Consider the following 24,709-nt stretch of genomic DNA (forward strand, 5'->3'; position numbering starts at 1 on the left):
TTGTCGAGCACGCACTCGCCGACCACAAGCGCTGGAAGCGGCTGACCCGCTGGACGCACCGTCGAGATGTCCTGCCCGACACCTACCGGGCCATCGCCGGCCTCGTCTCCGACCGCAACACCACCGCCTGACAAAACCACCGGCTCAGGACCGTGCATCTCCGACGCAATCACGCACCAGCTCGTAAGAACTCCTAACGGAATGAAGGTTGCCCTCCCGGGCTCGGGGGCTGTGAAGGGCTGGCGGCGGTCAGCTGTCCTTCACGGTGAGGCCGATGTGCTGGGCGAGGGCGGGCGCGAGGTCGAAGAGCTGGAGGGTGCTGATGGTGGCGCCCTTGAGGGCCTCGACACCGGAGGTGATGCCCAGTGCCGTGGCCTCGCGCAGGTCGACCCGGGCGAGGGTGGCCTTGGTGAGGTCGACCCGCTCCAGGGTCGTCCCCGGGAAGGAGACACCCGTCAGGCTCGCGCCGGCGAAGTCCACGTCGCGCAGCAGGCAGTCGACGAACGTGACGTCTCGCAGCTGGGCCGCACGCGGGTTGACCGAGTCGAACTCGCAGTGGTGGAAGGCGGTGCGGCGCATCTGGCTGCCGTGGAGCTGGGTGCCGGCGAGCAGGCTGGAACGGCATTCGGTGTCCAGCCAGACGGTCTCGGCGAGGTCGCTGCCCACGGTGCGGATGGTGTCTAACCAGACGGTGTCCAGGCGTGCGCGCCGGAACCGGCCGCCGGTGAAGGTCACCGAGGACAGGGCGCAAAGGAGTGCACACCCGAGGGTCAGGAAGGCGGCGAGCGGGATGCCGCCGGCGTCTGTGATCAGGTGATGCTTGCTGCCGGTTCTGCCCCGGTCAACAGGGCTTCGTCCGGTCCTGGATCCCCCTTTAGGGCCCGGATGCGGGAGCCGTCGACCGCCGCCCGGGAGAAGTCCAGGATGTTCGCACCGCGCAGCTTGGCCAGGAGCACCTCGTGCAACCGGGGCCAGACACCCGCCTGGGTCCACTCGGCGAAGCGGCGCCAGCAGGTCATGCCTGAGCCGAAACCGAGGTCCTGCTGCAGGTGCTCCCAGGCGATCCCGGTGTGCAGGACGGACAGAATGCCCCGGAACACCAGCCGGTCCGGATGCCGCTTGCGCCCCGGATAGCGAACACGACGCTGGACCGTCGGCAGCAGCGGCTCGATCACCGTCCACAGTTCGTCGTCCACATCCCAGGGCTTGGGCCGAGCCACCCCACACCCCCGGATCATCAGTCCCAGAGCGCCCCCCGAAGATCATTTCGTTAGGGGTTCCAGGGGTGAGTAACTGATACCTGTCGGGCCGATCACTCGGAAATCGCCGACGCGTTCACGGGGCAGTCGCTGATGCCGTTAACCGGCTGGAGTGAGGGTGCACGGAGAAACCGAACGGCAGGGCCGTATCCTGAGGCAGGCGACGCGGGCACTGCCGATGCGTCGCAGCCGTCCGTCGCCGCCGGGCGCCGCCCACGCCGGGTACCGGGTGCCCGGCAAACGATCGGGAGTCGACAGTGATCAGTCTGGCCGCAGTGGGGGGAGTGGCCCTGGTCGAATTGGGCATGGCCCTGACCCCGGGACCGAACATGGTCCACCTCGCCTCACGCGCGATTACCCAAGGCCGCAGGGCTGGCCTCGTCAGCCTGAGCGGGACCGCCGTGGGATTCCTGTGCTATCTGCTGGCTGCGGCCGCCGGCCTGTCCGCGTTGTTCGCCGCCGTCCCGCTCGCGTACACGATGGTCAAGCTCGCCGGGGCCGCCTACCTGGCCTACCTGGCCTGGAACATGCTCAAGCCCGGTGGCCGCTCCCCCTTCGCTCCGGCCCAGGATCTGCCTCCCGTCTCCGATGCCCGCCTGTTCTCCATGGGGCTTCTGACCAACCTGCTCAACCCCAAGATCGCTCTCCTGTACGCCGCTCTTCTGCCCCAGTTCATGGATCCGCAGGCGGGTCCGGCCTGGGCACAACTGCTGCAGCTCGGCAGTGTGCAGATCATCGTGGGAGTCTCCGTGAACGCTCTGGTCATGCTGAGCGCAGCACGGGTGTCAGGGTTTCTGGCTACCCGGCCCCGCGTGATGACCGCTCAGCGGTTCGCGGCAGGCGGCTTGCTCGGTGTCTTCGCGCTGCGCACAGCCCTGTCCCGTACCCCTGTCTCGGCCTGAGCCATGTACGTGCACCCGTGAGGCCGGTGCTCCGCTGAGGCAGTCGCGGCATCGGCTGGGGAGCTGATATCAGCTGGGCGCAACCGGAAAACATGAACAGAGTTACGCGTTCGTCAGCAGACTTGGAGCGATCCTACGGACGAGCCGAGCGTGACAGCGTTCTCTCCCTCAGAGACCTCATTCTGAAACGATCAGTAAAGCGCCTTGCAGAAGGCTTCGGTTCGGGCATTTCCCCTGCATGCGTGGGGTGTTGAGGGCTGGGCCGTGGTGGGTGGAGACGTTCACGGGTCTGCGGATGCGGCAGTTCGCGCCGCTCTTCGAAGTCTCGCCGGCGACCGCGTGCCGGGTGATCAAGCGGCCGCGGCCGCTGCTCGCGATCGAGCCGGCCACCCGTCCGGCCGACGCGGTCGACCGGCCGTGGATCGCGGACGGCACCCTGGTCCCGGTCCGCGACCGGAAGACCGGGGCGTCCTCACTCAGTTACCGGTTCTCGGCGAACGTACAGGTCAACATCGACGCCGACACCACACTGGCCATCGCAGCAGGCGGGCCGGTACCCGGCACCACCACCGACGCGAAGGCCTGGCGGGACTCCGGCCCGGCCGCCGTCTGCGAGGGCATGACCGCGCCGGCCGACGGCACCTACCTCAACACCGCGCTCGTCGCCCCGCCCCGCAAACGCCCGGGCAGGGCCCTGCTCCCCTGCAAGGAGGACGACAACGCCGAACACCGACGAGTCCGGGCCCGCATCGAGGCCGCCTTCGCCCGTATGAAGCGCTACGAGATCCTCCGCCACTGCCGCCGGCGCGGCAACGGACTCCACCACGCCGTCGCCCCCATGCACAACCTCTCCCCTGCCGCATGACCAGACCGGCCACAAACCCGGCTCCGACCTGCCCGAACACGAGCTTCCGCAACACGCTTCAGCCAGGTTCGGGGCCGGGTTCGGGTTCGTCGTGGATGGTCAATGCTCCGGCGAGGTCGAGATCGGCGACAGTGCCGTGTGCTCCGGCGCGGACGAGCAGCACTGCGCCGAGCGCGGTGCTCCAGAACGTCCTGGCCTCCACGTCGAGCGGTCGACGGGCCCTCCAGCCGCGACCGTCGATGAGCCGGCTCGCGAAGTGCTCCGATTGCCGGAACAGCAACTGGAGGTGCCGGTCGACCACGGGGGCGAGCTCGGGCTTGGAGATCGCGGCGGCGAGTGCTCGCGCCACGGAGGGGAGCGAGGGCATGGCCAGTACGGCGCGGGCGATGTTGCGCCGAAAGGTCGCCGCATCAGGGGCTTGGCGCCCGATGCGCTCGATCCGGCGGGCGTCGTGCAGCAGGCCGAGGAAGGCGGCGTGCACGAGCAGCGAGTCCTTGGAGCCGAAGTAGTAGGTGACCTGATTGGGGAAGGCGCCTGCCGCGTTCGCGATCTCCGCGACGCTCACCTCGGCGCCGGGCCGCTCCTTGCAGAGCTGTGCAGTTGCCTCGATCAGCCGGCGCCTCGTCGCGCGACCACGGTCGCGCGACCGAGTCGACGCCGATCGAGCTTCGGTTCGCTTCTTCTCCACACCCAAATTGTATGTGATACAACAGGTCCCTGTTCACTTGTATCGCATACAAGAAAGGTTGAAGGGCATGCACCGGACTGAAGTCGTCGTGACCGGACTCGGCGCGATCACGCCACTCGGTGGAGACGTGGAGTCCACCTGGGAAGCCCTGCTTGCCGGCGAGTCCGGCATCCGTGGTGGCGTCCTGCGAGGCCAGGAGGACACCGGCCTTCCCGACATCGTCGCGGGGACGATGTCGATCGATCCCGCGACGTCACTGCTGCCGGCTCAGGCCAGGCGGCTCGACCGCTCGCAGCAGGCGGCCTTCACCGCGGCGGCCGAAGCCTGGGCCGATGCCGGCGCCCCGGAGGTGGACCCGGACCGGCTCGCCTCAGCGATCGGCACAGGCATCGGTGGCGTACACACGTTGTTGAAGCAGGACGACGTACTGGAGGCGGCCGGGATGCGGCGCGTCTCGCCCCGCACGGTCCCGATGCTCATGCCCAATGCGGCGGCGGCGCTGATCAGCATCGAGTACGGCGCACGGGCCGGGGTCTACACGCCCGTCTCGGCATGCTCTTCCGGTGCCGAGGCGATCGCCCTGGGGGCCAGGCTCATCCGTGCCGGCGAGGCGGACGTGGTCATCGCGGGCGGGACCGAGGCCGCGATCACCCCGATCACCGTCGCCGGCTTCGCCCAGGCACAAGCACTGTCGCGATACACCGCCGAACCCGCCTCGGCGTCCCGGCCGTTCGCCGCGGACCGCAGCGGGTTCGTCCTCAGTGAAGGTGCCGCTGTCGTGGTGCTCGAAAGCGCCGAGCACGCCAGTGCCCGAGGCGCGCGCGTCCACGCGGTACTCGCGGGCGCCGGCATCGCCGCCGACGCTCACCACATCACGGCCCCCGCTGCCGATGGCGCCGGTCAGATCTCGGCCATGCGGAAGGCCCTCGCGCAAGCCGGTTTGGCTCCCGAGCAGATCAGCCACATCAACGCCCACGCCACCGGAACTCCCGTCGGCGACGTCGCGGAGGCGCACGCGATCGGGGAGGTCTTCGGCCGCGCTACCGTGACAGCCCCCAAGGCGGCGCTCGGCCATCTCTTCGGCGCGGCTGGTGCGATCGAGGCGCTCATCGCCGTCCTCAGTGTGGAGCACGGCGTCATCCCGCCGACCCGCAACCTCACCGCGGCCGGCATCGGGCCCGACATCGATCTCGATGTCGTCGCAGAGCGGCGGGACGTCCCCCAGGAAGCCGTGCTCAGCAACTCCTTCGGCTTCGGTGGGCAGAACGTCTCACTCATCGTCACCGGCGCACGGCACCACGCGTCCCGTGCGGTCTCGACCGCACCATGACCCACGGGGACGCACCTTTGTCCGTGGAGAGTCGCCATCGACAGATACTTCGGACTCGCCTGCACCGAAGAGCTCCCTGACGAGAAGGCGGCCGCTGCCGCCGCCTTCCTCCACCGGGCGCGCGTCTGGTTCGCTCCTCACGGCATCACCCCCATCGAGCGAGTCGTGGCCGACAACGGTGCCTGCTACCGCCCCACAGAGTGCGGGCCAGGAAGTCGGTGTCGGCGATGGAGGGCGTTTCGAGCGCCCGGACGGGAAGACCGCGTTCGGCCTCGGACTGGGCCGTATGGCGACGCGTGTGGGATGAGGGCCGCGAGGACCGGCGTCGGTAGTCCGTCGGTAGTCCGTCGGTAGTCCTGAAGAGGGGACGGCAGGCAGCGACCAGACGTAGAGCAGCCCCCGTCTTGCAGGGCATGACTCCTCTTTCGAAATGGTGATCTCGGCGAGTTTCGAAGTGATGATCTCGGCGAGTCGTGCTGCTGTGTGATCTTGCGGTGGTTCATGTCCTGAGCCAGAACTCAGGTGGAGCTTGCTGGTGAACCCGCCGCGCGAGCGGCCCAGGCCCTCACTTCCAGCAACACCTCCGCCAAGCGGCCGTGAAGGCTCTGCCACGGCGTCTCGTCCTGGTGTTCTCCCACCGCGGCCCCCTATGAGGCGGGTGCCGGCGGGGAATCAATGCGGGCACCCGTCCTCCCCCGGTCCGTACCCGGTGAAGAATCCCGTCACTCACCTGCCGGTGGTCTCGCCACCGGCCGCAACACCCGTAACTCCCGAACTGGAGGAACTCGCACGAGAGCCGTTGTCCGACCTCTCCTACACGTCCTGCATCCATCAGTCACTGCGGTGGCGATCAATGGCCCCCGGCCCCCGCTCCGGTCGCTGCCGCCCGGCGCGAGTCGGCATCGCTGTGGCCGGCCCCGGCAGGCACCCAACCACAGCGCCCCTCCCGCAGCACGGCGAGGCCACGCGGAGGTCGGAGGCCATGTCGCGGGCAAGGACCGACTCCGGCACGGTCCGGGAGGTGCTCCGGTACGCCCTGGACCCGTGGACCCAGAGGTGACCCGGTCATGGTGCCTCGTACCGGAAGGGACAGGAGCACGTGAAGCATGGACGGGGTGGGGTGTCGGTTGTTCCGGCGCTCCGGTCGCGTCGTCCCGGTTCAGTCCCTGGCGGGCCGGAGGAAGTCGGCGCCGACGGACCGGGCCGTCTCCTCGACCGCGTCGTGGTTCTTGTCCGCAGCCGTGAACAGGACCATGCCCATGCTGCCCTTGTCAGCCCACACGCACATCGCCCGGAGCGTGCCGGTGGTCACCTCGGTGTACCGCAGGCACCGCATCCAGCCCCCGTACGGGCCGGCCCCGGCCCCCCAGGTGTCGTGGACGATGCCGATCCCCTCCGTCTCCACGGGGACGGCCCCGCCGTCATACACGTACGACTCCCGCATCTCGTGGAAGTCTCCGGTCGTGACGGCCACCAGGTACTCGGCGGCGTCGTCCGCAGCGGCGTCTTCGGCGACGTACACCCGGGCCGCCGACTCCTCCAGCTCACTGTCGGGCACCGCACCGAACGGATCGAACTCCTCGCGCAGGTCGAAGCCCTTCAAGCCCCGGAAGGTGTCGTGGGCGACGATGTCGTAGCGGGGATAGGCGAGGGAGGAGACGTACGCCGTGACGCCGACGGTCAGCAGGAGGGCGAGGCCGGCTCCGGCAAAGGCGTACTCGCGAGGAGCGACACGCGGCACGGGCGGCAGCTCGGGCGGCCCGACCTCGGCACCCCCGGCGCCCGCTTCGTCACCGGGTACGGCCTCGGTGACGGCTGCAGCCATCCGCTCGGCAGCTCGCTGACGGGCGGCCCGCAGCTGCTTGCGGAGACCGAGGAACGGCAGCCCCAGCAGCAGCCCCACGCCCGTCGCCACGCCGTAGGGCACCGTCGGCAGGACGGTGAGGCGCAGGACGATCAGCACAGCGGTGACCACACCGACGGCGAAGCGGTATTCGAGGCCCCGGCGCAGCAGCACGCGCGACCAGGTCCGGCCGGGGGCGGCGAGGGCGTCGGTCGTCTCGGCAAGCACGGCGAGACGCAGAACGCGCGGGGCTGCGGCGGCCCACTGTGCGGCCTGCACGGCAGCGGCTCGGGGCGTGGGTGCTTCGGCGAAGGAACGAGCCGCGTCGAAGGACTGTGTCCGGCGCGCCGAGACACTGTCCTTGGCGTTCGTGGGAACGGAGCTTCCTGCGGTTTCGGACCGCCGCAGCTCCGGCGAGTCCGGAGCGAGCTCTCGCAGACGGGCGAGGAGCACGGGGCCCCGGGCATGTCGCCCCGGCCGGTCCAGCGCGTCGGTGCGGGCGCAGAGTTCCGCGTACCCGGCGAGCAGACCGATGTCGTCCGGGAAGGCGTCCAGGCCCTCGCGGAAGACCTGCTCGGCGGCGTCGTCGTGGTCGTCGTCGTCCTCGGCCATGTGTGCGTGGGCGAGTGCAAGGAGGAGCCCGGCGTCGGGCCCGTCTGCGTCGAGCGCGCCCCGTGCGGTGGCCCGTGCCTCGGCCGGCCGGCCGAGGGCGACAAGCGCGTCGACCCGCCCCCGTATGTCGTCACGCATGTTGTCATCGGTGTCGTTCAAGAGTCCCCACCCCTGGTACAGCGGGCCGGACGAGCGCGGCCGCGAGCGCCACTATCGCCTGTACCGGAATTCCGGTCAACCAGAAACCTGTTGCTCTGACCTCCTGTTTTGCTGCACAGAGTCCTGCAATCGGACGCACCTCGGGTATCCGTGCCGTTTGAGCTCCGTCACGGCGGATGGCGGACAGGGTCACAGGTGGAGGTCGATGGTCCCTGGCTGGTGGAGCCGGAGTCGTACAGGCAGAGGGAGCAGTCGGCGGGCGGCGGGGTGTCAGAGCTGTGTGCGAGCGTGTGCCTGGCAGGAAGCCGTGCGATCGGGTGTTGAAGGGGGTTCGGTGACAGCGGTGGATGACGGCTGGGCCGGTATGGGCTGGGACTGGACGGATCACAACGAAATTCGCCGACGCCTCGACGAAGGCGCCGATCCGGAAAGCTGCAACGGGGGCCGCCCCTTGCATCGCGCGGCGTTGTTCGGCTCTCCGGCGGTCGTCGCGGAGCTGGCCGACCGCGTGGCGGACGTGGACGCGCTGGAGAACGGGGTGACGGCCCTGTGGGAGGCCGTGCTCGGCAGGAAGCCTGAGAACGCGCGGGCCCTCGCCGCTGCCGGGGCCGATCCCTGGCGGCCGTCGATCGGAGGTTGGTCACCGGGACGGCTGAGTCTCGCGGGAGGGACGCCGGATCTCTTCCCGGTACCGGCGGGGGTGTGCCTGACCGCCGCGGAGCGTGCGGCAGCGCAGGAAGCCGATCGTCTCGTCACGGCACTGGGCGAGTTCCACTACGAGGGCACGGGGCTGGCCTGCGTGGCCGGGATCGACGCGGTCGAAGCGGTTCGCCGTCTGGAGGCGGTACCGGTGGAGGACGAGGTCCTCGACCAGTTGCTCGAAGCCCCGTACGAGTACGACATGGACGAGAGCCTGCGGTTCATCGGTGTCACCTCCGTGCCGGGCGGCTGCGTCGTGACACAGCCCTGGGGGTACGCGCCGCAGATGCCAGGGGTGTTGGCCCGGCTGTCCGTCGACACCGTCTGCTACGGCCTGTACGCCAATCCGAAGAGCGGCAACCAGGGCAGCACCGCCCGTCACGGAAGCCTTGAGGGCTGGGACCTGCACCCGGGCGGCGGGCCGTACGAGGACGACACCTCCGAAGAAGTCCTGAACTCCTACCTCTACCAGCACAGGGCCGTGGCTTACGCCTGCGCCTTCGTGGGACTGCGCCCGACCGACGCGCGCGCCGTGGTGGGGCCTCCTGATGTGTGGATCGAGCTGCCCGACCGTGACTACTGGAGTGGCTAAGGGCTCCTGACGGAATGACGCATGGACAAATCTGGGGTGGTGGCGGCGCGGGCGTAGGAGAGGTCGAAGGAGGCGCCGGTGAGGGTGGGGGCGATGGTTGCGGGCCTCGCTCCAGGTGCTGAACCGCCGTTCCTCCAGGCCGGCGGACCCATTGGGCGCTTTCCGGAGTCACCAAGAAGCGTTCTCGGTTTCTGGTTCTGGTTCTGGCTCTGGCTCTGGCGCACGTCCTGTGAGGGCAGCGGTCAGGAGGGCGAGGGATCGGTGTCGTCCCACTTCCATCCGGTTCGGGGGAACTGCTCCAGGAGGGCAGAGAGGGACGCTGCCTGGTGGATGGCCGAGGACCAGTTCTCCGCGGAGACATCGAGTGTCACCAGGGGTGGGGTGTCCTGGCGAAAGTCGTAGGCAAGCAGCTCGCGGCTTCCGTCCCCTCCGATGACGATGGCACCGGGGAAGCGTTTCTGGAATTCACCGGCCTCGTTGATGCCGATGAGTTGGTCCAGAGCCTCGATCACCAGGAAGTCGTCAGCGGGAGGAACGAACCGACTCAGACTCCCTGTAGTGACCAGGAAGTCCCGGTAGTCCTGGGGAAACCGGACTCCGAAGCGGTGCTCCACCTGCACGATCTGGCCGTCCTTCGAACTCATGACGCAGTTCTGTCAAGGGCAGATTCGTCTGGTGGCGGTGGCCGTCTTGTGCCGTGGTGAGGAGGACGCGTTGACTGAGTGCGGGGGAGCATGGCTCGTCCGAGCATCTGGCGCTTGCTCATCTTGATGTGGTTGGACACGACCTTCCACCGGACCGGGGTTCCAGCGGGCGCTCAGGCCCTGGACGACAGGGTCCCGTTATTTCTCCAGAGCGGTGGCGAACGTGTGTTGTCGGGGCAGGTCCGCGGTGCGGGTGGCGGTGATCCAGTCCTTGCCGTGCTGGCCGGAGTGGGTTTGGAGGATCTCGGCGAACGCGCGGATGTGTGTGGAGGGCGGCCAGTTCAGGGCAGTGGCCGAGGGCGTCGGCAAACTGCTCTCGTTCCTCATCGCGCGGACGCTCGGGGCGTCACATCATCCAGGCGGTGAGCCACGGACTCCCGGTGGTGTGGATGGGATGACCCGGATGCGGCGCCGACGCCTCGGTCGCAGGTAGTCGCTGGTGATCTGGCGGCTCCCGCAGTAGCCGAGTCCGCGGATGTCGTGTCCCTGGGCCGGCAGGGCGTGGATGGTCGCGTGCCGCTCTCTGATGCGGGCTTCGACGGGCGACATCGCCCTCGTGCCATCCGCGGGGTCGCTCTCGCCCCTTGGGGCATCGGGGCTGGTGACAGCCGCCTGGAGGCATTTGCCGTGGAGTCGGATGCCGACCTCGACGGCGGTGGCGAGGTTCTGCCAGAGGTGGAACCGGTCGGCCACTTGGACCGCCCCTGGGGCACCGGTGCGGGCACCATCGGCGTAGGAACCGGCCCGGCCCCGGCGGATGAGCTCGGGGCCGGGATGCTCGCGCAGCCAGCCCGCCAGGGTGGCGGCGCCCCGGCCGGTCAGCAGGTCGAGAGGCCGGCCCGTCTCGTAGTCGATGAGGACGGTCCCGTAGTGATGCCCGCGGCTGGGGGGCGAAGTCATCGACCCCCAGCACTGTCGGGACGGCCCAGACGGGATCGGGCAGGGCCATGATCACGCGCAGGAGCGTTGCCCGGCTCATCCTTATGTGCAGAGCGGCAGCCAGACGGGCACCGGCGCGGCCGACGAGCGCGACGGCAACCGACTCCAGGAAACGTCGGGAGGGGGGTGTGTCCTCAAGACGCCTCGCGTACATGCTGTGGGCCCGCTCGGACACTGCCGCGCACTCGGAGCGAGCGACCCCGATCGGCTGCGTTCTCGCCACCAGGCGGAGGGCCTGAGCCTCCGGTCCGGGCTTCGGGAAGCTGCGCTCGCCGCGCCATCCGCATGCGCACCTTCCCTCAAGCCAGCCCCAGGATGCCCCTCCCGCACGTTGCTCCTGCGAAAGTCACATGACACCCCTGGACAGCCCGTGGATCTGCCTCATTTTCCGCCGCTGCCTGGGTAGGGGCACGGAGAAAAGAGGAACGGACATGAGCGCCAGCGAGAAGATCAAGGCCAAGGCCGAACAAGTGGCCGGCAAGACCATAAGGAAGGCAGCGCATGCGGTGGGCAACCGCAGCGTCACGGTGAAAGGCGCCGCTCTGGAGACCCGCGGCAAGGCCCGCGAAGCGAAGGAGCGAGGCAAGGACGCCTTCAAACACTGAGTCGGCAAGGGGCTCCCGGAGCGCCCGGGCATGAGGAACGGAGCGGCCAGCCCGGCCGGCCCCCGTCGGACAGCAGCGGGTGGCGTGTGTGCTCGGCGGCCGGAGATCACCGGAGCGAAGGGGCGCTACGGCACGAGGGTCGGCGTCCGCGCCCCACTGTTATCGCCTGTGGGGAGATTTCCGCCGCGCGGCCGACAGGCTCCTCCAGCAACCCGCCCGGAAAGCCTGGCCGGCGGATGGATTTCTACGATCCAGAAGTGTCGTCGCAGGGGGTCTCGACGAACTTCTTCGCGATCTCCGCCTTCCAGTGCGCGCCCACCGCATCTGCCGTCTCGCTCGCCGGCACGGCCCTCACGAATCTCGTGAGCCACGTGCCGTCCTCCGGCCCGAGCACCGAAACCTCGTACCGGCTGCCCGCCTGGAGCTTCTCCGATGACGCCTCGGGCAGGGCGATCTCCGCTTCGTCCGGCAGCGACCCCTTGAACACGGCCTCCGTGCGCACTTTGAACACCTGGAGGCCGGCGCCCTCGCCCTTCGAGACGAACCGGCCGCGCTCCACGACGCTCACCAGGGCCAGATTCTGGGCCCGTGCAGCCTCTGCGGCGTCGGACGTCGTTGCCGCGCAGAGCGACTCGGCGTGCGCCACGTCGTCGCCTTGCTGGACGTACACGAAGCCGCCGACCCCCGCAGCAGCGAGTACACCGAGGCCGACGGCCCCGAGCATGATGATCTTCATCAGCCCCACAACTTCCTGTAGTTCGCCTTGTCGATGTCCGGAATCCAGGTGATCTCGTAACCTGCGGAAGGCGCCACCTTCCACATCAGCGAGATCACCGTGTCCGCCTTGTGGCACAGGCCCAGCGCGTGCCCCAGCTCATGCAGCGCGACGTACCGCAGCAGCTCCTTGGACGCGCCTCGGAGCTTCTGCTTGTTGAACACGATGTAGTCGGTCGCACCGATCGACCCATGCCGCTCGTACCGGCCCAAGGGGTCCTTCGGGCCGGTGCCCAGGTTGCCGTCCTTGAATTCGAGGTCGTTCGAGGTGATCGCGGAGTCCGCGACGATCTTGATCTTCGATCCGCTGTACTGCCACTTCGAAATCGCGTATTTGCGGGCGTCGTCATAGCCGGTGTTGTCGGTCCAGCGGATCTCCCCGTCGTCGACCGCGGACTTCCCACGGGACTCGGTCTCGCCGCCCACGCATCGAGCGGGGTCCGCGGCGTACGCCGGCACCGGCGGAGCCACGAGCGCCAGGCACGCTGCCGCAGAGACGAGCAGGGGTAACTGTCGCGTGTTCACGGTGCGTAGCGTAACGGTAACTGTACGCCCTTCGGTCTACTCTCCAGCGTTCTGACGGCGACAGCCGTGCTCGACGTACGCGCGCGAGGTGACGGCGGAGGCGGCACGGGGGCGGTCGGGCTCTGACGCCGCTGCTGGGCTTGCCCCTCGAAGTGCAGGGCAGGGACATGCCGGGATTCAGGGACGCCGACACTCCCGCCCGTCCCCCTTCCCGACCCCGACGCGTCAGCGCGTGGAGCCGCGCCCTGGAAGCCCCTGCTTTGCCGACATGGGGCTGCCGTCTCCTGCGAGGCCGAACTCCTTTGCAGGCTACTCGCCTTGGGTGTCGGCGTTTCGGCCATACCCGGCTTTCGCAAGGACCCCCGTCCCGCACGGATCGATGCACACCGCACGAACGAGCTTTCGCCTGGTGCCGGGGTTCGAATGCCGTCCGAAACACGTGTGTTCGAGACGCAGGCCGACGTCGTTGAGCCATCCGACACCCCCGCTCGATCCATCGGAGACCGTGATGTCCCCTCTCCCCACTCTTCTTGCCCAGGCCGATCGGTCCGGGCACGGATTCTCCACGGCCACGGCCACGGCCACGACTTCGGCCATGGCCCCAGCCCCGCTCCTGGCCGACGCGTCCCCTCGCGCAGCACACCCGGATGCGAGGTGGGACGCATGACGGGCAACGGTGACCCGCTGGCAGCCGCCGCGGAGAGCACGTCGGAATCCGAGCAGCTGCTGTTCGGTGGTGAGCTCACCTACGACTACGGGTGGGGAGCCCACGACGGTGCTTGGCTGAAGCTGGGGCTGCGCGCGATGGCCGGCTCGCTGCCGAGGCAGGTATCGGTGGCTGTCCGGCTGGCCCGCGAGGCCGACTCGCGGGCGTTCACCACGGTCGCCGTGAGCGAGATCGCCCGCGGCATCACTCAGGCCGTCTCCCTGATCGCGGTCAACACCCTGCTCGTCGAACTGCTCGCCGCGGGCGACATGACCGGTCGGCTGCGTGCGGCGCTGCCGTCGCTCGCGCTGGTGGCCGTCCTCGCGGTGATCGGCTCGGCGTGCCGGTCGGCCTCGTCCGCCGCGACGGGAATCCTGGAGCCGAAGGCCCAGCGGGTGGCGACCGAGCGGTATCTGGGCCTGGTGGCGCGGGTGGAACTGGAGGCGATCGAGGACGACGCCTTCCACAAGCTGATGGACTCCGCCCAGTGGGGTGCGGACTCGGCGAGGCGGATGGTCGGCTACTGCACCGCCGTGGTCACCTCCGCCATCTCGCTGATCGCCGCCGCCGGTGTGCTCACCGTTCTGCACCCCGTCCTCCTGCCGCTCCTGGTTCTCATGGCACTGCCGAGCGCGTGGGGCTCGCTGTCCATGGCCCGGCACCGGTACATCAGCTGGCACCGCTTCGTGCAGCACGTGCGGGCCGCCAAGCTGATCAGCCAGCTCCTGATCAACCCGCAGGCCGCGGCCGAGATCCGCGTCCACGACGCGGCCCCGTTCCTGCTCACGCACTTCCGTCAGATGGCAGAGACCAGCGAGCGGGAGCAGACCCGGCTCGCGCGGACCGGCGCCCGTACCAACCTGGTCGCGGACTCGACGCGCGGCATCGCGACCGTCGCCACCTACGGCGCTCTCGGGCTGCTGCTGTGGCACGGGCAGATGGGCCTGGCCGTCGCGGGCACGGCGGTGCTGGCGATCCGCTCCGGCGCGGCGAGCATCACGGACCTCGTCCTGCGCGTCACCGACGTCCAGGAGGAAGCCCTGTTCGTCGCCGATCTGGAGAAGCTGTGCGAGGAGGCCGCCCGGCGTTCCATCCCCGTCGGCGGGGTCGACGTGCCCGAGGGCGTGCACGAGATCCGGTTCGAGAAAGTGACCTTCACCTATCCCGGGGCCGACAAGCCGTCCCTGCACGAGGTCGACCTCGTCATCCCCCGGGGCAGGACCGTCGCCCTGGTCGGGAGGAACGGCTCGGGCAAGTCGACCCTCGTCCGTCTGTTGAGCGGATCCCGGCTTCCCGACTCCGGCCACGTCCTGTGGGGCGGCGTGAGCACGGCCGAAGCGGACCGCGCACAGGTCTTCGACCGGGTCGCGATGGTCGCCCAGGACTTCTTCCGCTGGCCCTTCACGGCGCGGGTGAACATCGGAATCGGCCGCAGCAGCGCCGCGATGGACGACCAGAGCGTCGAGGCCGCAGCGGTCTACGCGGGTGCCGATGAGGTCGTCAAGGGTCTCCCCCGCGGCCTGGACAGCTTGCTCGTACGCGGTTACAAGGGCGGCCAGGAGATCTCCGGCGGACAGTGGCAGAAGATCGGCCTTGCCCGTGCCCGGCACCGCGACGGTGCGGTCCTGATCGTGGACGAGCCGACCAGCGCGCTCGATCCCGCTGCCGAGCAGCGGGTCTTCGACCAGATCCATCAGCTGGCCGGCTCGGGCCAGACCACAGTCCTGATCACCCACCGCCTCCACAGTGTCCGGACCGCGGACCTCATCTACGTGCTCGACGAGGGCAGGGTCGTCGAGCACGGCGCCTTCGCGGAACTCATGGACCCGGCCACCGGGGCCGGCGTGTTCCGGGAGATGTACGAACTGCAGGCGCGCCAGTTCCTCAACCCTTCGCTGCCGGCGCAGGCCGTCCCGGCGGAAGCGGCGCCGGGCAAACCGGCCGACGCCGTTGGCGAGGGGCAGGTGCTGTCATGACACCGTCCGTCTTCGAGGCGCGGAGCTCGCCGGTGACGCTTCTGCTCACCGGCGGCTTCGGCATCGTCCCCGCCTCGATCGAGCCGGGCCCGGCAGGAACCGCGACGCACAACTACATCGCCACCGAGGCCGACGGCTCTCAGTGGTTCGTCAAGACTTACCCGGTCGGCACCGCGCTGGGACCGGTCGACGCCGCCGCCCGGCTCGGCGAGTACGCGCGCCTGTGCCGGGTGCCGGTCGCCGCCGCCCGCCGCACGACGGACCAGGGCCGGCTCGTCGCCGCGCACCAGGGTCTGGTCATGACGGTGACCCGGTACGTCCCGGACGCGGTGACAGCGGACGGGCGGCTGACCGGGCGCCGTTGGGAGGCCGTCGGAGAGGCCGTCGGCTGTCTGCACCGGGGCTTCGCCCGGCACGAGTACGGGCCGCCCCGTCTCGGCCCGAGGGACAAGGCGATCGACCTCGCCCGGACCCTCGCCAGGCTGGAGCATCTCGTCTCCCGCTATGAGGCCACGCCGCCGGCCAGCGCGTTCGAGCGGTGGGCAGTCGAGACGGCCCGCGAGAAGCTGGCGCGGGCACCGGAGGTCGAAGGGCTTCTGGGCAGGGTCCCTCGCACCATGGTGTCGCAACTGGTCCATGGCGATCTGTCCGGTCCGAACGTCCTGCTGCGCGGGGACGCCGTGGCGGCGGTGATCGACTTCCACTCACCGATCCGCCGGGGTGCCGTCTGGGAGCTGGGCCGCCTCGCACTCGACCCGCGCACCGTCCTGACCCAGCCGGACTGGCCCGAAGGACTGGGCCGGCTGGCCGCCGTCTACCACTCCCTCCACCCGGCCGTAGGGGTGGAGGAACTGGCGAGCGTAGTACGGGTGACCGCCGTCGCCCTGGCGATGTCGGTGTACCCGCTCAACTCGGTCCTCGACGGCCTGGGTCCGGTCACTGCCTCGCTGGAGCGGTACGCCCGCGACCGCCACCAGGCCGCCGCCGTGCTGCGCGACCGGCTCGACGAGGCCGAGGAGGTCCTGCGTGACCACCTCGCCTGAGCCGCCCCCGTCCCTCCGTCCCGCGGCACTGGCCGCCGACCGTCCTTCCGCCGTCCGTTTCCCCAGTCCGCGAGGTCCTGACATGTCCCCCGCCCTCTCCCACATCCGCGCCCTGGTCGCCTTCCACCTCAGCGAAGGCGTGATGCTCGCGTGGGTGCGGCCCGAGAAGTTCCCGTACATGACGAGGCCGCCGTCGAGCAGGGTGCTGTGGGAGCGGCACGCTGCCGAACACCCCGCGCCCGCCGAGGGACCAACGGCGGCCGGCGGGACCACGCCGGCGAGGGCACCGTCCGGGACCGTGCCGAACGTGGTCGGTGTGCACCTCTACCTGGAGCGGGACGGCCAGGTTCTGTTGGGTCTGCGGCATCCGGACTCGGCGTACGCCGGCGGGTCCTGGCACGTGCTGGCGGGCCACTGCGAGGCGGAGTCCGCTACCGCGTGCCTCGTGAGGGAGGCGTACGAGGAGGCGGGACTGGTGATCGACCCTGCCGACGTCGAGCTCGTCCACACGGTGCACATGGTGGACCGGCCCGACGACCCGCCGCGTATCCAACTCTTCTTCCGTGCGCGCCGCTGGGAGGGCATCCCGAAGCTCCGGGAACCGGACAAGTGCGTCGCCTGGCAGTGGTGGAGCGCGAAGGACCTGCCCGAGCCGACCGTCCCCTACACCCGTGCGGCGATCCAGGGCATCCGGACGGGGCGTACCTACACGGAGCTGGGGTGGGGGCGATGACCGGATTCGACGCGGTGGGCGCCGCATATGCCGCCCACTCCGACAGCGCGCGGGGCCGGCTCCGCCACGACCTGGTCGAGCGTCGGCTTCTCACCGAACTCCCGGTCCGTCCCGCCGCGGTTCTCGATGTCGGCTGCGGGAACGGCGAGATGGCCCTGCGCCTCGCCGCCGCCGGTCACCAGGTGACCGGCGCCGACCCGTCCGCCCGGATGCTGGCCGCCGCAGCCGACCGCCTCGCGGCCCGCCCCGAACTCGCCGACCGCGTCCGGCTGGTCGACGCCGGCCTCGAGTCCCTCCCCTTCGACGGGGAGCGGTTCGACGCGGTCTGCTGCCACGGCGTGCTGATGTACCTGGACGAGCCCAGTGAGGCGGTCGCCCGCCTGGCCGGACTCGTCGCGCCGGGCGGACTGCTGAGCATCCTCGCCAAGAACCGCCGGTCCATCGGCGTGCGCGAGGCACTGGGCGGCGACTACGCGACCGCGCGTCGGCTCATCGAGTCCGGAGCGGACAGAAGTGTCGGCAATCTCGGTCGGGAAACCCGCGGCGACACCGCGGAAGCCCTCGACCGGCTCGCGGCCGACCACGGGCTGACGCCACTGCCCTGGCAGGAGGTCCGGATCTTCCACGACCACCTCGACGGCACCTGGGCGCCGGAACCGATCGCGTACGCAGCGGCGCTGGAGCTGGAGTGGGCCGCGTCCTGGCGGGGCCCGTACCGGGACATGAGCCACCTCGTGCACACCCTGGCCCGCCGACCGGAGCGGAGTCGATCATGACGCCCATCCGCACCGCTTTCTCGGCGCACGCGGCGCTGCTCGTCGGAACCGCGCCCCGCCTCGTCCCGGCCGGCCTTCCGGGGGCCCTCCCGTCTGCCGTCTCAGCACCATGCCCGCGACCGCTTGCTCACCCACGAAGGACGGCCGGCATGTCCCTTGATCTCCAGACCGCGACGAGCAGCCTGCGCGCCGCCATGGTCGACCGTCTCACCTCCGCAGACGTCCTGACCGATCCCCTGTTGCGCGACGCCCTGCTCCACGTGCGCCGCGAGGTGCTTCTGCCCCACGCGTACGTGCGGGTCAGCGGTCCGGGCGCCGATCCGATCGAGTGGCGTCTCCTCGACGGTTCGCATCCGGACGACTGTCAGGAGTGGCTCGACCTGATCCACGGCGACGAGTCGATCCTCCTGCAACGCGACGGCGAGCAGTTGGACGCGCTGCCGCGCGGGCCGGTGACCGGCGGGCACATGACCTCGATGTCCACGTACTCCCCAGTCACCGTCGAAGTCCTTCAGGCCCTCCGGCTGGAACCCGGGCAGCGCTACCTTGAACTCGGCCCGGGCCCGGGGGTCTCTCTCGCTCTCGCCGCCGCCGTCACCGGCCCCCGCCTCGCCGTCGGAGTCGAGCGTGACGGCCACATGGCCGCCTTCGCCCGGCGCAATCTCGACCGGATCGGTCTGGGGGCCGCCGTCGTCGAGGGCGATGCCCTCGACGGGCACCCGGCAGGGGGGACGTTCGACCGGATCCACTCCGGCATCGGGGTCCCCGGCGTCCCGCAGGCGTGGGTGGAGCAGCTCGCGCCGGGTGGGCGGCTGCTGACGACGCTGGCGACCCGCACACCGAGCTGGCCCGGCCGGCTCGGTGTCACCCGCACCAGGACGGGCCTGGTCGAGGCGACCTTGCGGGGCGGGCCGCGCGGGTACCGGCCCATGCTCGGCCACCGGTGGCTCAACGCGATCGACCACCGTGCCCGCATCGAGGCGGATCCCGGCACACCGCGGGCTACCCGGCTCGCGCCGCCGCCGGACGAGGCGTACGGCTTCTGGTTGGCCGCCGCCTACCACGTGGGCGCGGTGGTAAGGGACTTCCAGGCGGAGACCATGACCCTCGTCGCCCCCGAGGAAGACTCATGGGCCGTGGCCGGCCCCGGCGACGGCACCGTCCGCGTCCACGGGCCGCGTGACATCTGGGCCGAGCTCGAAGAGCTCCACACCCGCTGGGAACGGGCCGGCCGGCCGGAGGCATACCGGGTGGAGCTCGGCGACGGCACCGGTCCCCAGCACGTCACCTCCGGCACGGGGTCGAAAGCCCTCGCCTGGACGCTGCCGCCACTGCCCGCCGTCCCCCGTCAGGTGCCCCGTCCGGGGACCCCCGCCGATGCGGTACGGGACGTCGGCCTGCCGGTCCTGGAGGACGAAGCCCGACAGCTGCCGGAGCAGCACAGCGAGGACGGCGGCGGGGGCGTCGAGGACCCTGCGTGCACGGTGCCGTGGGCCCGGCGACCGGGGGACGGCACGTGAGCGGCGTGCGGCACACCGTGCCGGTGGACGTGCACCTGATCGCCGTCCGCGACGGGGAGCAGGGTCCGGAGGTGCTGTTGTCCCGGCGGGCCGGGGACGTGTACGCATCCGGTCTGTGGCACGCGCCGTCGGGTCACGTGGAGCGGGAGACCGTCGTGGACGCCGTCGTACGCGAGACGCTGGAGGAGACCGGCCTCGTCGTGGATCCGGGGGATGTCCGTGCGGCCGTGATCGTGCACCATCGGCCGCCGGGCGGAGGGCGGGAGCGGGTCGGGTTCTTCTTCGAGGTCCGCCGCTGGCAGGGCGTCCCGCGGGTCGTCGAGCCGGACAAGTGTGACGCGATGGAGTGGTTCCCGCTCACGGCGCTTCCGGAGCCGATGGTCGCCTACTGCCGGGCCGGGCTCGACGCCTACCGGGCCGGCGCACCGGTCGCTCTGCACTTCCATGCCCCCGACGACCCGATCGCCCACGACCCGTACGTCGACCGTCTCCGCCTCCTCCACGGGCCGGGGGCTGCGGATCCTGGACCGGAGCCGGGCGTGCGGGAGTTCGCCGAGCGCGCCGTCGGCCGCATCACCGCGTGGACGGATGTGTCCTGGGCCCGGGAGAACAGCCGCGTGTGGCGCGTGCGCGGGGCGGCGGGCGGCTCGTGGTTCGTGAAGGTCCACCAGAACGAGAAGTTCCACCGCCGCGAGACGACCGCGTTGCGTGGCTGGGTTCCCGGCCTGGGCGGCGCCGGGCCCCGCCTCGTGGCCGCAGACCCGGGCCTCCGGTCGGTCGTGGTGACCGCTGTCGAGGGCCGGTCCCTGCACGGCATGGTGCTGACCGGAGCCGAGGAGGGCGCGGTGTTCGAGGCGATCGGCGCGCTCGCGGCCCGCATCCACGCGAGCCCCCTCCCCGCGACGGCGTCCGGTACCGCGCCCGTGGGACCGTACGACCGAATGGAGCGGCATCTGGACGCGGCGCGGCCGCTGCTCGAACCAGGGGACGAGGAGTGCGTCCGCTCGGCCGTCGCCGCTGCGCAGGAGTTCGGGCCGCTCACGCCGGTGGTGACGCACGGCGACCTGCAGCTGCGCAATCTCCTGCTCGGCGCCGACGGCGCGGTGCGCTTCATCGACGTCGAGCGCAGTGAACTCCAGCCCCGGGTAAGGGACTTCGTCCGCATCCTCGACCACTTCGACGGCCGGGAGGACCTGGTCACGGCGTTCCTCGCCGGCTACGGCCGCCCACTGACCGGTGCGGAGGAGGCACATCTGGTCGCGAGCGTCGCCCTGGACTCGGTCTCCGGCGTCGCTTTCGGGACGCGGGCCGGGGACCCGGAGCTCGTCGAGCGCGGCCGCCGCGCCCTCGCCCGTCTGCGTACCGGCAGCGCATGGCCCTTCTTCCGTCAGCAAGGAGCCCCGTGATGAATCCCGACGTGCGGCGGTCACACCGCGCCGTTCACCCGGCGCGACAACGACCGGGCCGCCGACCGGTTCGAGGCGCTGATCCGGCCGCCCGCCGACGTGCACGTGACCACGAGGAACGTCCCTCCCGACGGCGCCACCCAGCAGGTGCTCGCCGCAGCGGCGCCGATCGCGGCGGTCGGCCGTGACACTCCCCTGCCCACGACCGTTGAGCAGGCCGACACGAATCGAGGAACCGACCATGAGCACACCGGTGTTCACGGCGCCGGCCGCTGCCGAGGACGTTGCGCGGATGCGCCGCGCGTTCACCGCCGCGGCCCGCGGCCTGCAGGTCACCCCGACCGGCCCGGAGGTGTGGGGGTGGCGGGGCCGCACGCTCGGGCGCCGCGCCGGCACGAGCTGGCTGCGCGTCGTCTGCGTGCCGTCCGGGAAGGCAGGCGGACGGCTGTGGGAGGGCACTGCCCTCGCGGACGCGGCGGTCCCCCGGGCGGTGCCGCGCCCCCGGCTGCGTAACCTCCTGGACTGGACGGGTGGACCGTACGCCTACCGGGCCGAGCTCACCGAACTCGTCACCACACCGGCCGTCGTCGTCGGCAGTCCCGTGCTCGACCGCGATCCCGGGCTGCCGGACGCCTGGTGGCGAGAGCTGCGTGCCGCGTCGGCCGTGCTCGCCACGGTGCCCACCGATCGTGAGGCCGTGCGGCAGTCCTGGATCGACCGCACCCTCCGTACCTTCCTCGGCATCGACCCGCCGCGGATCAGCCACTGCACCACCGGACACGGCGACTTCCACTGGGCCAACGTCGCCGCACCGGCCCTCGTCGTCTTCGACTGGGAGTCATGGGGGCGGATGCCGGTGGGCTTCGATCAAGGGCTCCTCCACGCCTACGCCCTGACCGTGCCCGCCGTCGCGGCCCGCCTCCGGCGCGAGTTCGCCGACGTGCTCGACACGCCCGCCGGCCGAGCCGGGGAGCTCGTCGCCCTCGGCCAGCTCCTCCAGGCCTGCGGCCGAGGCGTCCATCCGCACCTGGCCCCGCTGATCGCCCAGCACGCCGAACACCTCACCGGTGTCCCGGTCCCCCGCCGCTGACCCCTTTTCGTTCCTCGTCCCCGGAGGAAGCCCGTGCCCCCTCCACGCGTCGACGTCGTACTGCTCACCGCCGTCGGCCGGCCGCCGATCATCCGACCCGACCTCGGAAAGGACCACCGTGGCGAATCCGGGAATGCCGAGCCTCATGGGGGTCTTCGCCCATCCTGACGACGAGGCTCTTCTCGCCGGCGGGGTCCTCGCCCAGCACGCCGCCGCGGGCGCCCGTACCGCTGTGGTCACCGCCACCTGGGCGCCGGACAGCCACCGGGCGCCCGAGCTCGCCGAGGCACTGGCCGTCCTCGGAGCCGGTACCCCACGTCTGCTCGGCTACGGCGACGCCCGCAACCCCGAAGCGGCTCCGGGGCAGGCCCGTCTCGTCGACGCGCCTCTCGACGAGGCCATCGGCCGTCTCGTCGCCCATCTCCGCGGCTTCAGGCCCGACATCGTCGTGACGCACGATGCGGTCGGGCAGCTGACGGGCCACCCCGACCATGTGCGGACGCACCAGATCACCCTGCTCGCGGTCGAAGCGGCCGGCCATGCCCGCCTGCACCCTGAGGCGGGGCCGCCATGGTGGCCGGCCGCTCTGTACGCGGCCACTCACTCCGAGTCCGGTGTGGGCCTGCTCGGCCCGCTGATGGAGAGGGTGGGGAAGAGCGTGCTGACGGTTCCGGACGCGTACGTGACCACGAGCGTCGACGTCTCGCCGTGGGCCGACGTGAAGTGGCGCGCGATCCTCGCACACCGCGGCGAGGTCGCGCGCGAGCGGCCCCTGCCCGGTGTCCTCGCCCGCCTCCCCGAAGCCGACCGACACCGGATCATCCGGTCCGAGCAGTTCACCCGGCTCGGTCTCGGCCCCGCGCCGGCCGTAGCGGACCGGGTCACCGCCTGACCCGCCCCCCTCACGTCCCTTCCCCCCGACACGAACTTCGCCGATCGGAGAAACTATGACGACAAACACCGCTGATCAGCCGCCCTCGACGAAGATGACCGACGAGCAGTACGGGGCGTTGCGCGCGTCGGCGGCCCTGTGGGCCGGCACCTCCGTGTTGATCACCAACGAGCGGGGACAGGTCCTGGTCCAGAAGGTCGGCTACCGGCCCTTCCGCCTCCTGCCCGGCGGCGCCGTGGACAAGGGCGAGACCGCCGCCCAGGCCGCGGTCCGGGAAGTGGAAGAGGAACTCGGCGTCACCCTCACCGTCCGACGCGGCCTCGCGGTCGACTGGGTCTCCGCCGCCGCTGTCCAGGCACCTGAGGAGATGCGCTTCCCCGGCGAGATCCTGCACGTCTTCGACGGGGGCGTCTGGAGCGGGGAGCAGATCGCCGCGATCCGCCTGGCGGCGGACGAGATCCAGGCGGTCGAACTCGTCGAGCCCGCCGACCTGCCCACCCTCATGTCCCCGGGCGACGCCCGCCGTGCCCTGTCCGCCCTCCGCGCCCGCGTCGACGACGCCGGTGTCGTCCTCCTGGAGGACGGCGTTCCGATCGCGCCGAGCGTCCTGGACCGGGCGGGCGTCCTGCGTACCGCCCGGGCACGGCACCACTTCCCCTTCCACGCCCACCCCGTCCCCGGCGATCTCGTGCTCCGGCAGGCCTGGTGCTGGGCCTTCGCCCCGGACGGCCGTGTCCTCGTGCTCCTCGAACCCGACACCGGAGCGGCCTGTCTGCCCGGCGGCACCCCGGAACCCGAGGACGGAGACGACCCCGAGGCCACGCTCGTCCGTGAAGCCCGAGAAGAGGCCGCGGCCGAACTGGCCGGCGCCGTGTATCTCGGATACCTGTCCGACCCCGACGAACCCTGCGCGCGCGTGCGCTACGCCGCGGCGCTCGCACGCGTCGGCGCGCCGCCGGTCGACCCGACCACCGGCCGCACGTACGTCCGCGTCCTGGCCACACCCGAGCAGGCGCTGGAGCTGTTCGACTGGGGCCCGGCCGCGACCGACCAGCTCGCGGCCGTCCACCGGGCCCGCGCCCTCCTTCACATCCCCCGGGCCGCCCGCCGGCCCGTCACCGAGCTCCCCGGCCCCCACACCTGGTAGCCCCAGCCCGAAGAAGAGCGAGGAACCATGACCAGCACTCCCGCCTCATCCCCTGTCTTCCCGAGCTCGTCCGACGAGCCCCTCGCCGTGCCCGCCTACCCCGACGCTCCGGCCCCGGTCCTCGTGAACCGCGCCGCCGACCTGTCCGAGCCGGAGGAGGTATCCGGGTCCACCCGGCCTCCGGTCGAGTTCCTCGATGCCCGCGTGCTGGTGTTCGCCGAGCAGGCGACGCCTGTCCTCTCCTCCTGGGAGGAACGTGAGGTGGACCGGCTCTGGGAGGAGACGACGGCCCGCAACCCCGCCGCGTTCGACGGCCCGCTGGTGGCCGCCCTCGGCCTCGACCGGCCCGGAGACGGAAGCCTGGTCGTGCGCTGGGCCCCGATGACGTACCGCTACCGTGCCCTCCGCCGGCTACGGCCGCCCGAGCAGGTCCCCGGGTCTGTGTTCGTCACCGTTCTCCTGCCCACCGAGAGGGGGCTCGTGGTCGGGCGCGGGTCTCCCGCCACAGCGGCGCCCGGCCGGTGGACCCTGCCGGGCGGCGCGGTCGAACCACCCTTGGCCGGCCAGGCCCTGAACACGGCAGAGCTGCGCCGGCACGCCGCCCGCGAGCTGGTCGAGGAGACCGGTGTGCGCGTCGCCGTCGAGGAGCTGCGGCTGTGGGCCCTCACCCGAGGGAGCCGGTTCGGCAGCCTCGGCTTCCACTTTCTCTGCCCGCCCGTCTCCGGGGCGCTCGTACGCCGCCTGCACGCGGACCTGTCTGTCGTGCAGACCGGGGCCGGCACAGGGCCGGAACTCGACGAGATCGGCTTCGCACCCTCGCCGGCCGCAGCCGGTCGCCTCGGCTTGACGGCGGACTACCTGCCTCAGGTGTTCGACCGGTACTTCACCGTCTGACCTGGGCGACACCGTCTCCCCCGAATCTCC

23 protein-coding genes and 2 pseudogenes are annotated in these 24,709 nt (G+C 71.0%); 16 read left to right on the forward strand and 9 right to left on the reverse strand.

Annotated elements, in window-relative coordinates; translation table 11 throughout:
• Positions 1–2: 2 nt before the first annotated feature.
• Positions 3–131 (forward strand): annotated as a pseudogene (locus BLW86_RS43890) (IS5/IS1182 family transposase); the annotation flags it as partial.
• A gap of 118 nt (positions 132–249) precedes the next feature.
• On the opposite strand, the gene BLW86_RS01225 reads toward BLW86_RS43890, so the two are convergent.
• Positions 250–735: a pentapeptide repeat-containing protein gene (locus tag BLW86_RS01225; RefSeq protein WP_093872274.1), complete on the reverse strand. Its 486-nt coding sequence runs from the start codon at positions 733–735 to the stop codon at positions 250–252.
• 33 nt (positions 736–768) lie between these two features.
• Positions 769–1,238: pseudogene (locus BLW86_RS01230) on the reverse strand (IS5 family transposase); the annotation flags it as partial.
• A 278-nt stretch (positions 1,239–1,516) separates the two neighbouring features.
• Here BLW86_RS01230 and BLW86_RS01235 point away from each other — a divergent pair.
• A complete protein-coding gene (locus BLW86_RS01235) occupies positions 1,517–2,161 on the forward strand; it encodes a LysE family translocator (RefSeq protein WP_093872276.1) in 645 nt (214 codons plus the stop codon).
• A 238-nt stretch (positions 2,162–2,399) separates the two neighbouring features.
• Positions 2,400–3,026 carry a transposase family protein gene (locus tag BLW86_RS01240; RefSeq protein WP_093872277.1) on the forward strand — a complete coding sequence of 209 codons (627 nt, stop codon included), beginning with the start codon at positions 2,400–2,402 and terminating at the stop codon, positions 3,024–3,026.
• A 58-nt stretch (positions 3,027–3,084) separates the two neighbouring features.
• Here BLW86_RS01240 and BLW86_RS01245 read toward each other — a convergent pair whose 3' ends face one another.
• Entirely contained in the window at positions 3,085–3,714 is a 630-nt protein-coding gene (locus tag BLW86_RS01245) for a TetR/AcrR family transcriptional regulator C-terminal domain-containing protein (protein ID WP_093872278.1), read from the reverse strand.
• A 67-nt stretch (positions 3,715–3,781) separates the two neighbouring features.
• Between BLW86_RS01245 and BLW86_RS01250 the strand changes: the two genes are divergently transcribed.
• Entirely contained in the window at positions 3,782–5,044 is a 1,263-nt protein-coding gene (locus tag BLW86_RS01250) for a beta-ketoacyl-[acyl-carrier-protein] synthase family protein (RefSeq protein ID WP_093872279.1), read from the forward strand.
• Positions 5,045–6,203: 1,159 nt separating this feature from the next.
• On the opposite strand, the gene BLW86_RS01255 is transcribed toward BLW86_RS01250, so the two are convergent.
• Positions 6,204–7,658 (reverse strand): hypothetical protein, encoded by a 1,455-nt coding sequence (locus BLW86_RS01255; RefSeq protein WP_143060201.1) that lies wholly within the window; start codon positions 7,656–7,658, stop codon positions 6,204–6,206.
• Between the two features lie 334 nt (positions 7,659–7,992).
• On the opposite strand from BLW86_RS01255, the gene BLW86_RS01260 reads away from it, so the two are divergent.
• Complete coding sequence (locus tag BLW86_RS01260) at positions 7,993–8,949, forward strand: ankyrin repeat domain-containing protein (RefSeq protein WP_256341152.1); 957 nt, start codon at positions 7,993–7,995, stop codon at positions 8,947–8,949.
• Between the two features lie 242 nt (positions 8,950–9,191).
• On the opposite strand, the gene BLW86_RS01265 is transcribed toward BLW86_RS01260, so the two are convergent.
• The 3 genes from BLW86_RS01265 to BLW86_RS01270 all read right to left on the reverse strand — a co-directional run bounded on the left by BLW86_RS01265 (position 9,192) and on the right by BLW86_RS01270 (position 10,553).
• The gene (locus BLW86_RS01265; RefSeq protein WP_093872281.1) at positions 9,192–9,593 is read right to left on the reverse strand and encodes an SMI1/KNR4 family protein; all 402 of its coding nucleotides are present in this window, start codon (positions 9,591–9,593) and stop codon (positions 9,192–9,194) included.
• 198 nt (positions 9,594–9,791) lie between these two features.
• A complete protein-coding gene (locus BLW86_RS41430) occupies positions 9,792–9,980 on the reverse strand; it encodes a hypothetical protein (protein WP_143060202.1) in 189 nt (62 codons plus the stop codon).
• 24 nt (positions 9,981–10,004) lie between these two features.
• A complete protein-coding gene (locus tag BLW86_RS01270; RefSeq protein ID WP_093872282.1) occupies positions 10,005–10,553 on the reverse strand; it encodes a transposase in 549 nt (182 codons plus the stop codon).
• Positions 10,554–11,023: 470 nt separating this feature from the next.
• Between BLW86_RS01270 and BLW86_RS41805 the strand changes: the two genes are divergently transcribed.
• A complete protein-coding gene (locus tag BLW86_RS41805) occupies positions 11,024–11,197 on the forward strand; it encodes a CsbD family protein (protein WP_177181518.1) in 174 nt (57 codons plus the stop codon).
• Between the two features lie 244 nt (positions 11,198–11,441).
• Here the strand turns inward: BLW86_RS41805 and BLW86_RS01275 are convergent, their stop codons facing one another.
• Together BLW86_RS01275 and BLW86_RS01280 are read right to left on the reverse strand one after the other, a co-directional pair.
• On the reverse strand, positions 11,442–11,933 hold the full coding sequence (locus tag BLW86_RS01275; protein WP_143060203.1) for a hypothetical protein: 492 nt from the start codon (positions 11,931–11,933) through the stop codon (positions 11,442–11,444).
• Complete coding sequence (locus tag BLW86_RS01280) at positions 11,933–12,496, reverse strand: matrixin family metalloprotease (protein WP_107466031.1); 564 nt, start codon at positions 12,494–12,496, stop codon at positions 11,933–11,935. Before BLW86_RS01280 ends, BLW86_RS01275 begins: the two co-directional genes overlap by 1 nt.
• A 663-nt stretch (positions 12,497–13,159) precedes the next feature.
• On the opposite strand from BLW86_RS01280, the gene BLW86_RS01285 reads away from it, so the two are divergent.
• The 10 genes from BLW86_RS01285 to BLW86_RS01330 all read left to right on the forward strand — a co-directional run bounded on the left by BLW86_RS01285 (position 13,160) and on the right by BLW86_RS01330 (position 24,679).
• Positions 13,160–15,178, forward strand: coding sequence for an ABC transporter ATP-binding protein (locus tag BLW86_RS01285; RefSeq protein ID WP_177181519.1), 2,019 nt, complete (start codon positions 13,160–13,162; stop codon positions 15,176–15,178).
• Positions 15,175–16,221: a phosphotransferase gene (locus tag BLW86_RS01290; RefSeq protein WP_093872286.1), complete on the forward strand. Its 1,047-nt coding sequence runs from the start codon at positions 15,175–15,177 to the stop codon at positions 16,219–16,221. Before BLW86_RS01285 ends, BLW86_RS01290 begins: the two co-directional genes overlap by 4 nt.
• 82 nt (positions 16,222–16,303) lie before the next feature.
• Positions 16,304–16,954 (forward strand): NUDIX hydrolase, encoded by a 651-nt coding sequence (locus BLW86_RS01295; RefSeq protein ID WP_371129430.1) that lies wholly within the window; start codon positions 16,304–16,306, stop codon positions 16,952–16,954.
• Entirely contained in the window at positions 16,951–17,730 is a 780-nt protein-coding gene (locus tag BLW86_RS01300) for a class I SAM-dependent methyltransferase (RefSeq protein ID WP_177181520.1), read from the forward strand. The genes BLW86_RS01295 and BLW86_RS01300 overlap by 4 nt, the downstream gene beginning before the upstream one ends.
• Before the next feature lie 149 nt (positions 17,731–17,879).
• Positions 17,880–19,250: a protein-L-isoaspartate O-methyltransferase family protein gene (locus tag BLW86_RS01305; protein ID WP_256341153.1), complete on the forward strand. Its 1,371-nt coding sequence runs from the start codon at positions 17,880–17,882 to the stop codon at positions 19,248–19,250.
• Positions 19,208–20,656 (forward strand): phosphotransferase, encoded by a 1,449-nt coding sequence (locus tag BLW86_RS01310; protein ID WP_256341154.1) that lies wholly within the window; start codon positions 19,208–19,210, stop codon positions 20,654–20,656. The genes BLW86_RS01305 and BLW86_RS01310 overlap by 43 nt, the downstream gene beginning before the upstream one ends.
• Before the next feature lie 241 nt (positions 20,657–20,897).
• The gene (locus BLW86_RS01315) at positions 20,898–21,746 is read left to right on the forward strand and encodes a hypothetical protein (protein ID WP_177181521.1); all 849 of its coding nucleotides are present in this window, start codon (positions 20,898–20,900) and stop codon (positions 21,744–21,746) included.
• 133 nt (positions 21,747–21,879) lie between these two features.
• Positions 21,880–22,638 carry a PIG-L deacetylase family protein gene (locus tag BLW86_RS01320; protein ID WP_093872288.1) on the forward strand — a complete coding sequence of 253 codons (759 nt, stop codon included), beginning with the start codon at positions 21,880–21,882 and terminating at the stop codon, positions 22,636–22,638.
• 55 nt (positions 22,639–22,693) lie between these two features.
• On the forward strand, positions 22,694–23,785 hold the full coding sequence (locus BLW86_RS01325; RefSeq protein ID WP_093872289.1) for an NUDIX domain-containing protein: 1,092 nt from the start codon (positions 22,694–22,696) through the stop codon (positions 23,783–23,785).
• Between the two features lie 27 nt (positions 23,786–23,812).
• The gene (locus BLW86_RS01330; protein ID WP_093872290.1) at positions 23,813–24,679 is read left to right on the forward strand and encodes an NUDIX hydrolase; all 867 of its coding nucleotides are present in this window, start codon (positions 23,813–23,815) and stop codon (positions 24,677–24,679) included.
• The last annotated feature ends 30 nt before the right edge of the window (positions 24,680–24,709 follow it).

The organism is Streptomyces sp. TLI_105, assembly GCF_900105415.1.
Lineage (GTDB): Bacteria > Actinomycetota > Actinomycetes > Streptomycetales > Streptomycetaceae > Streptomyces.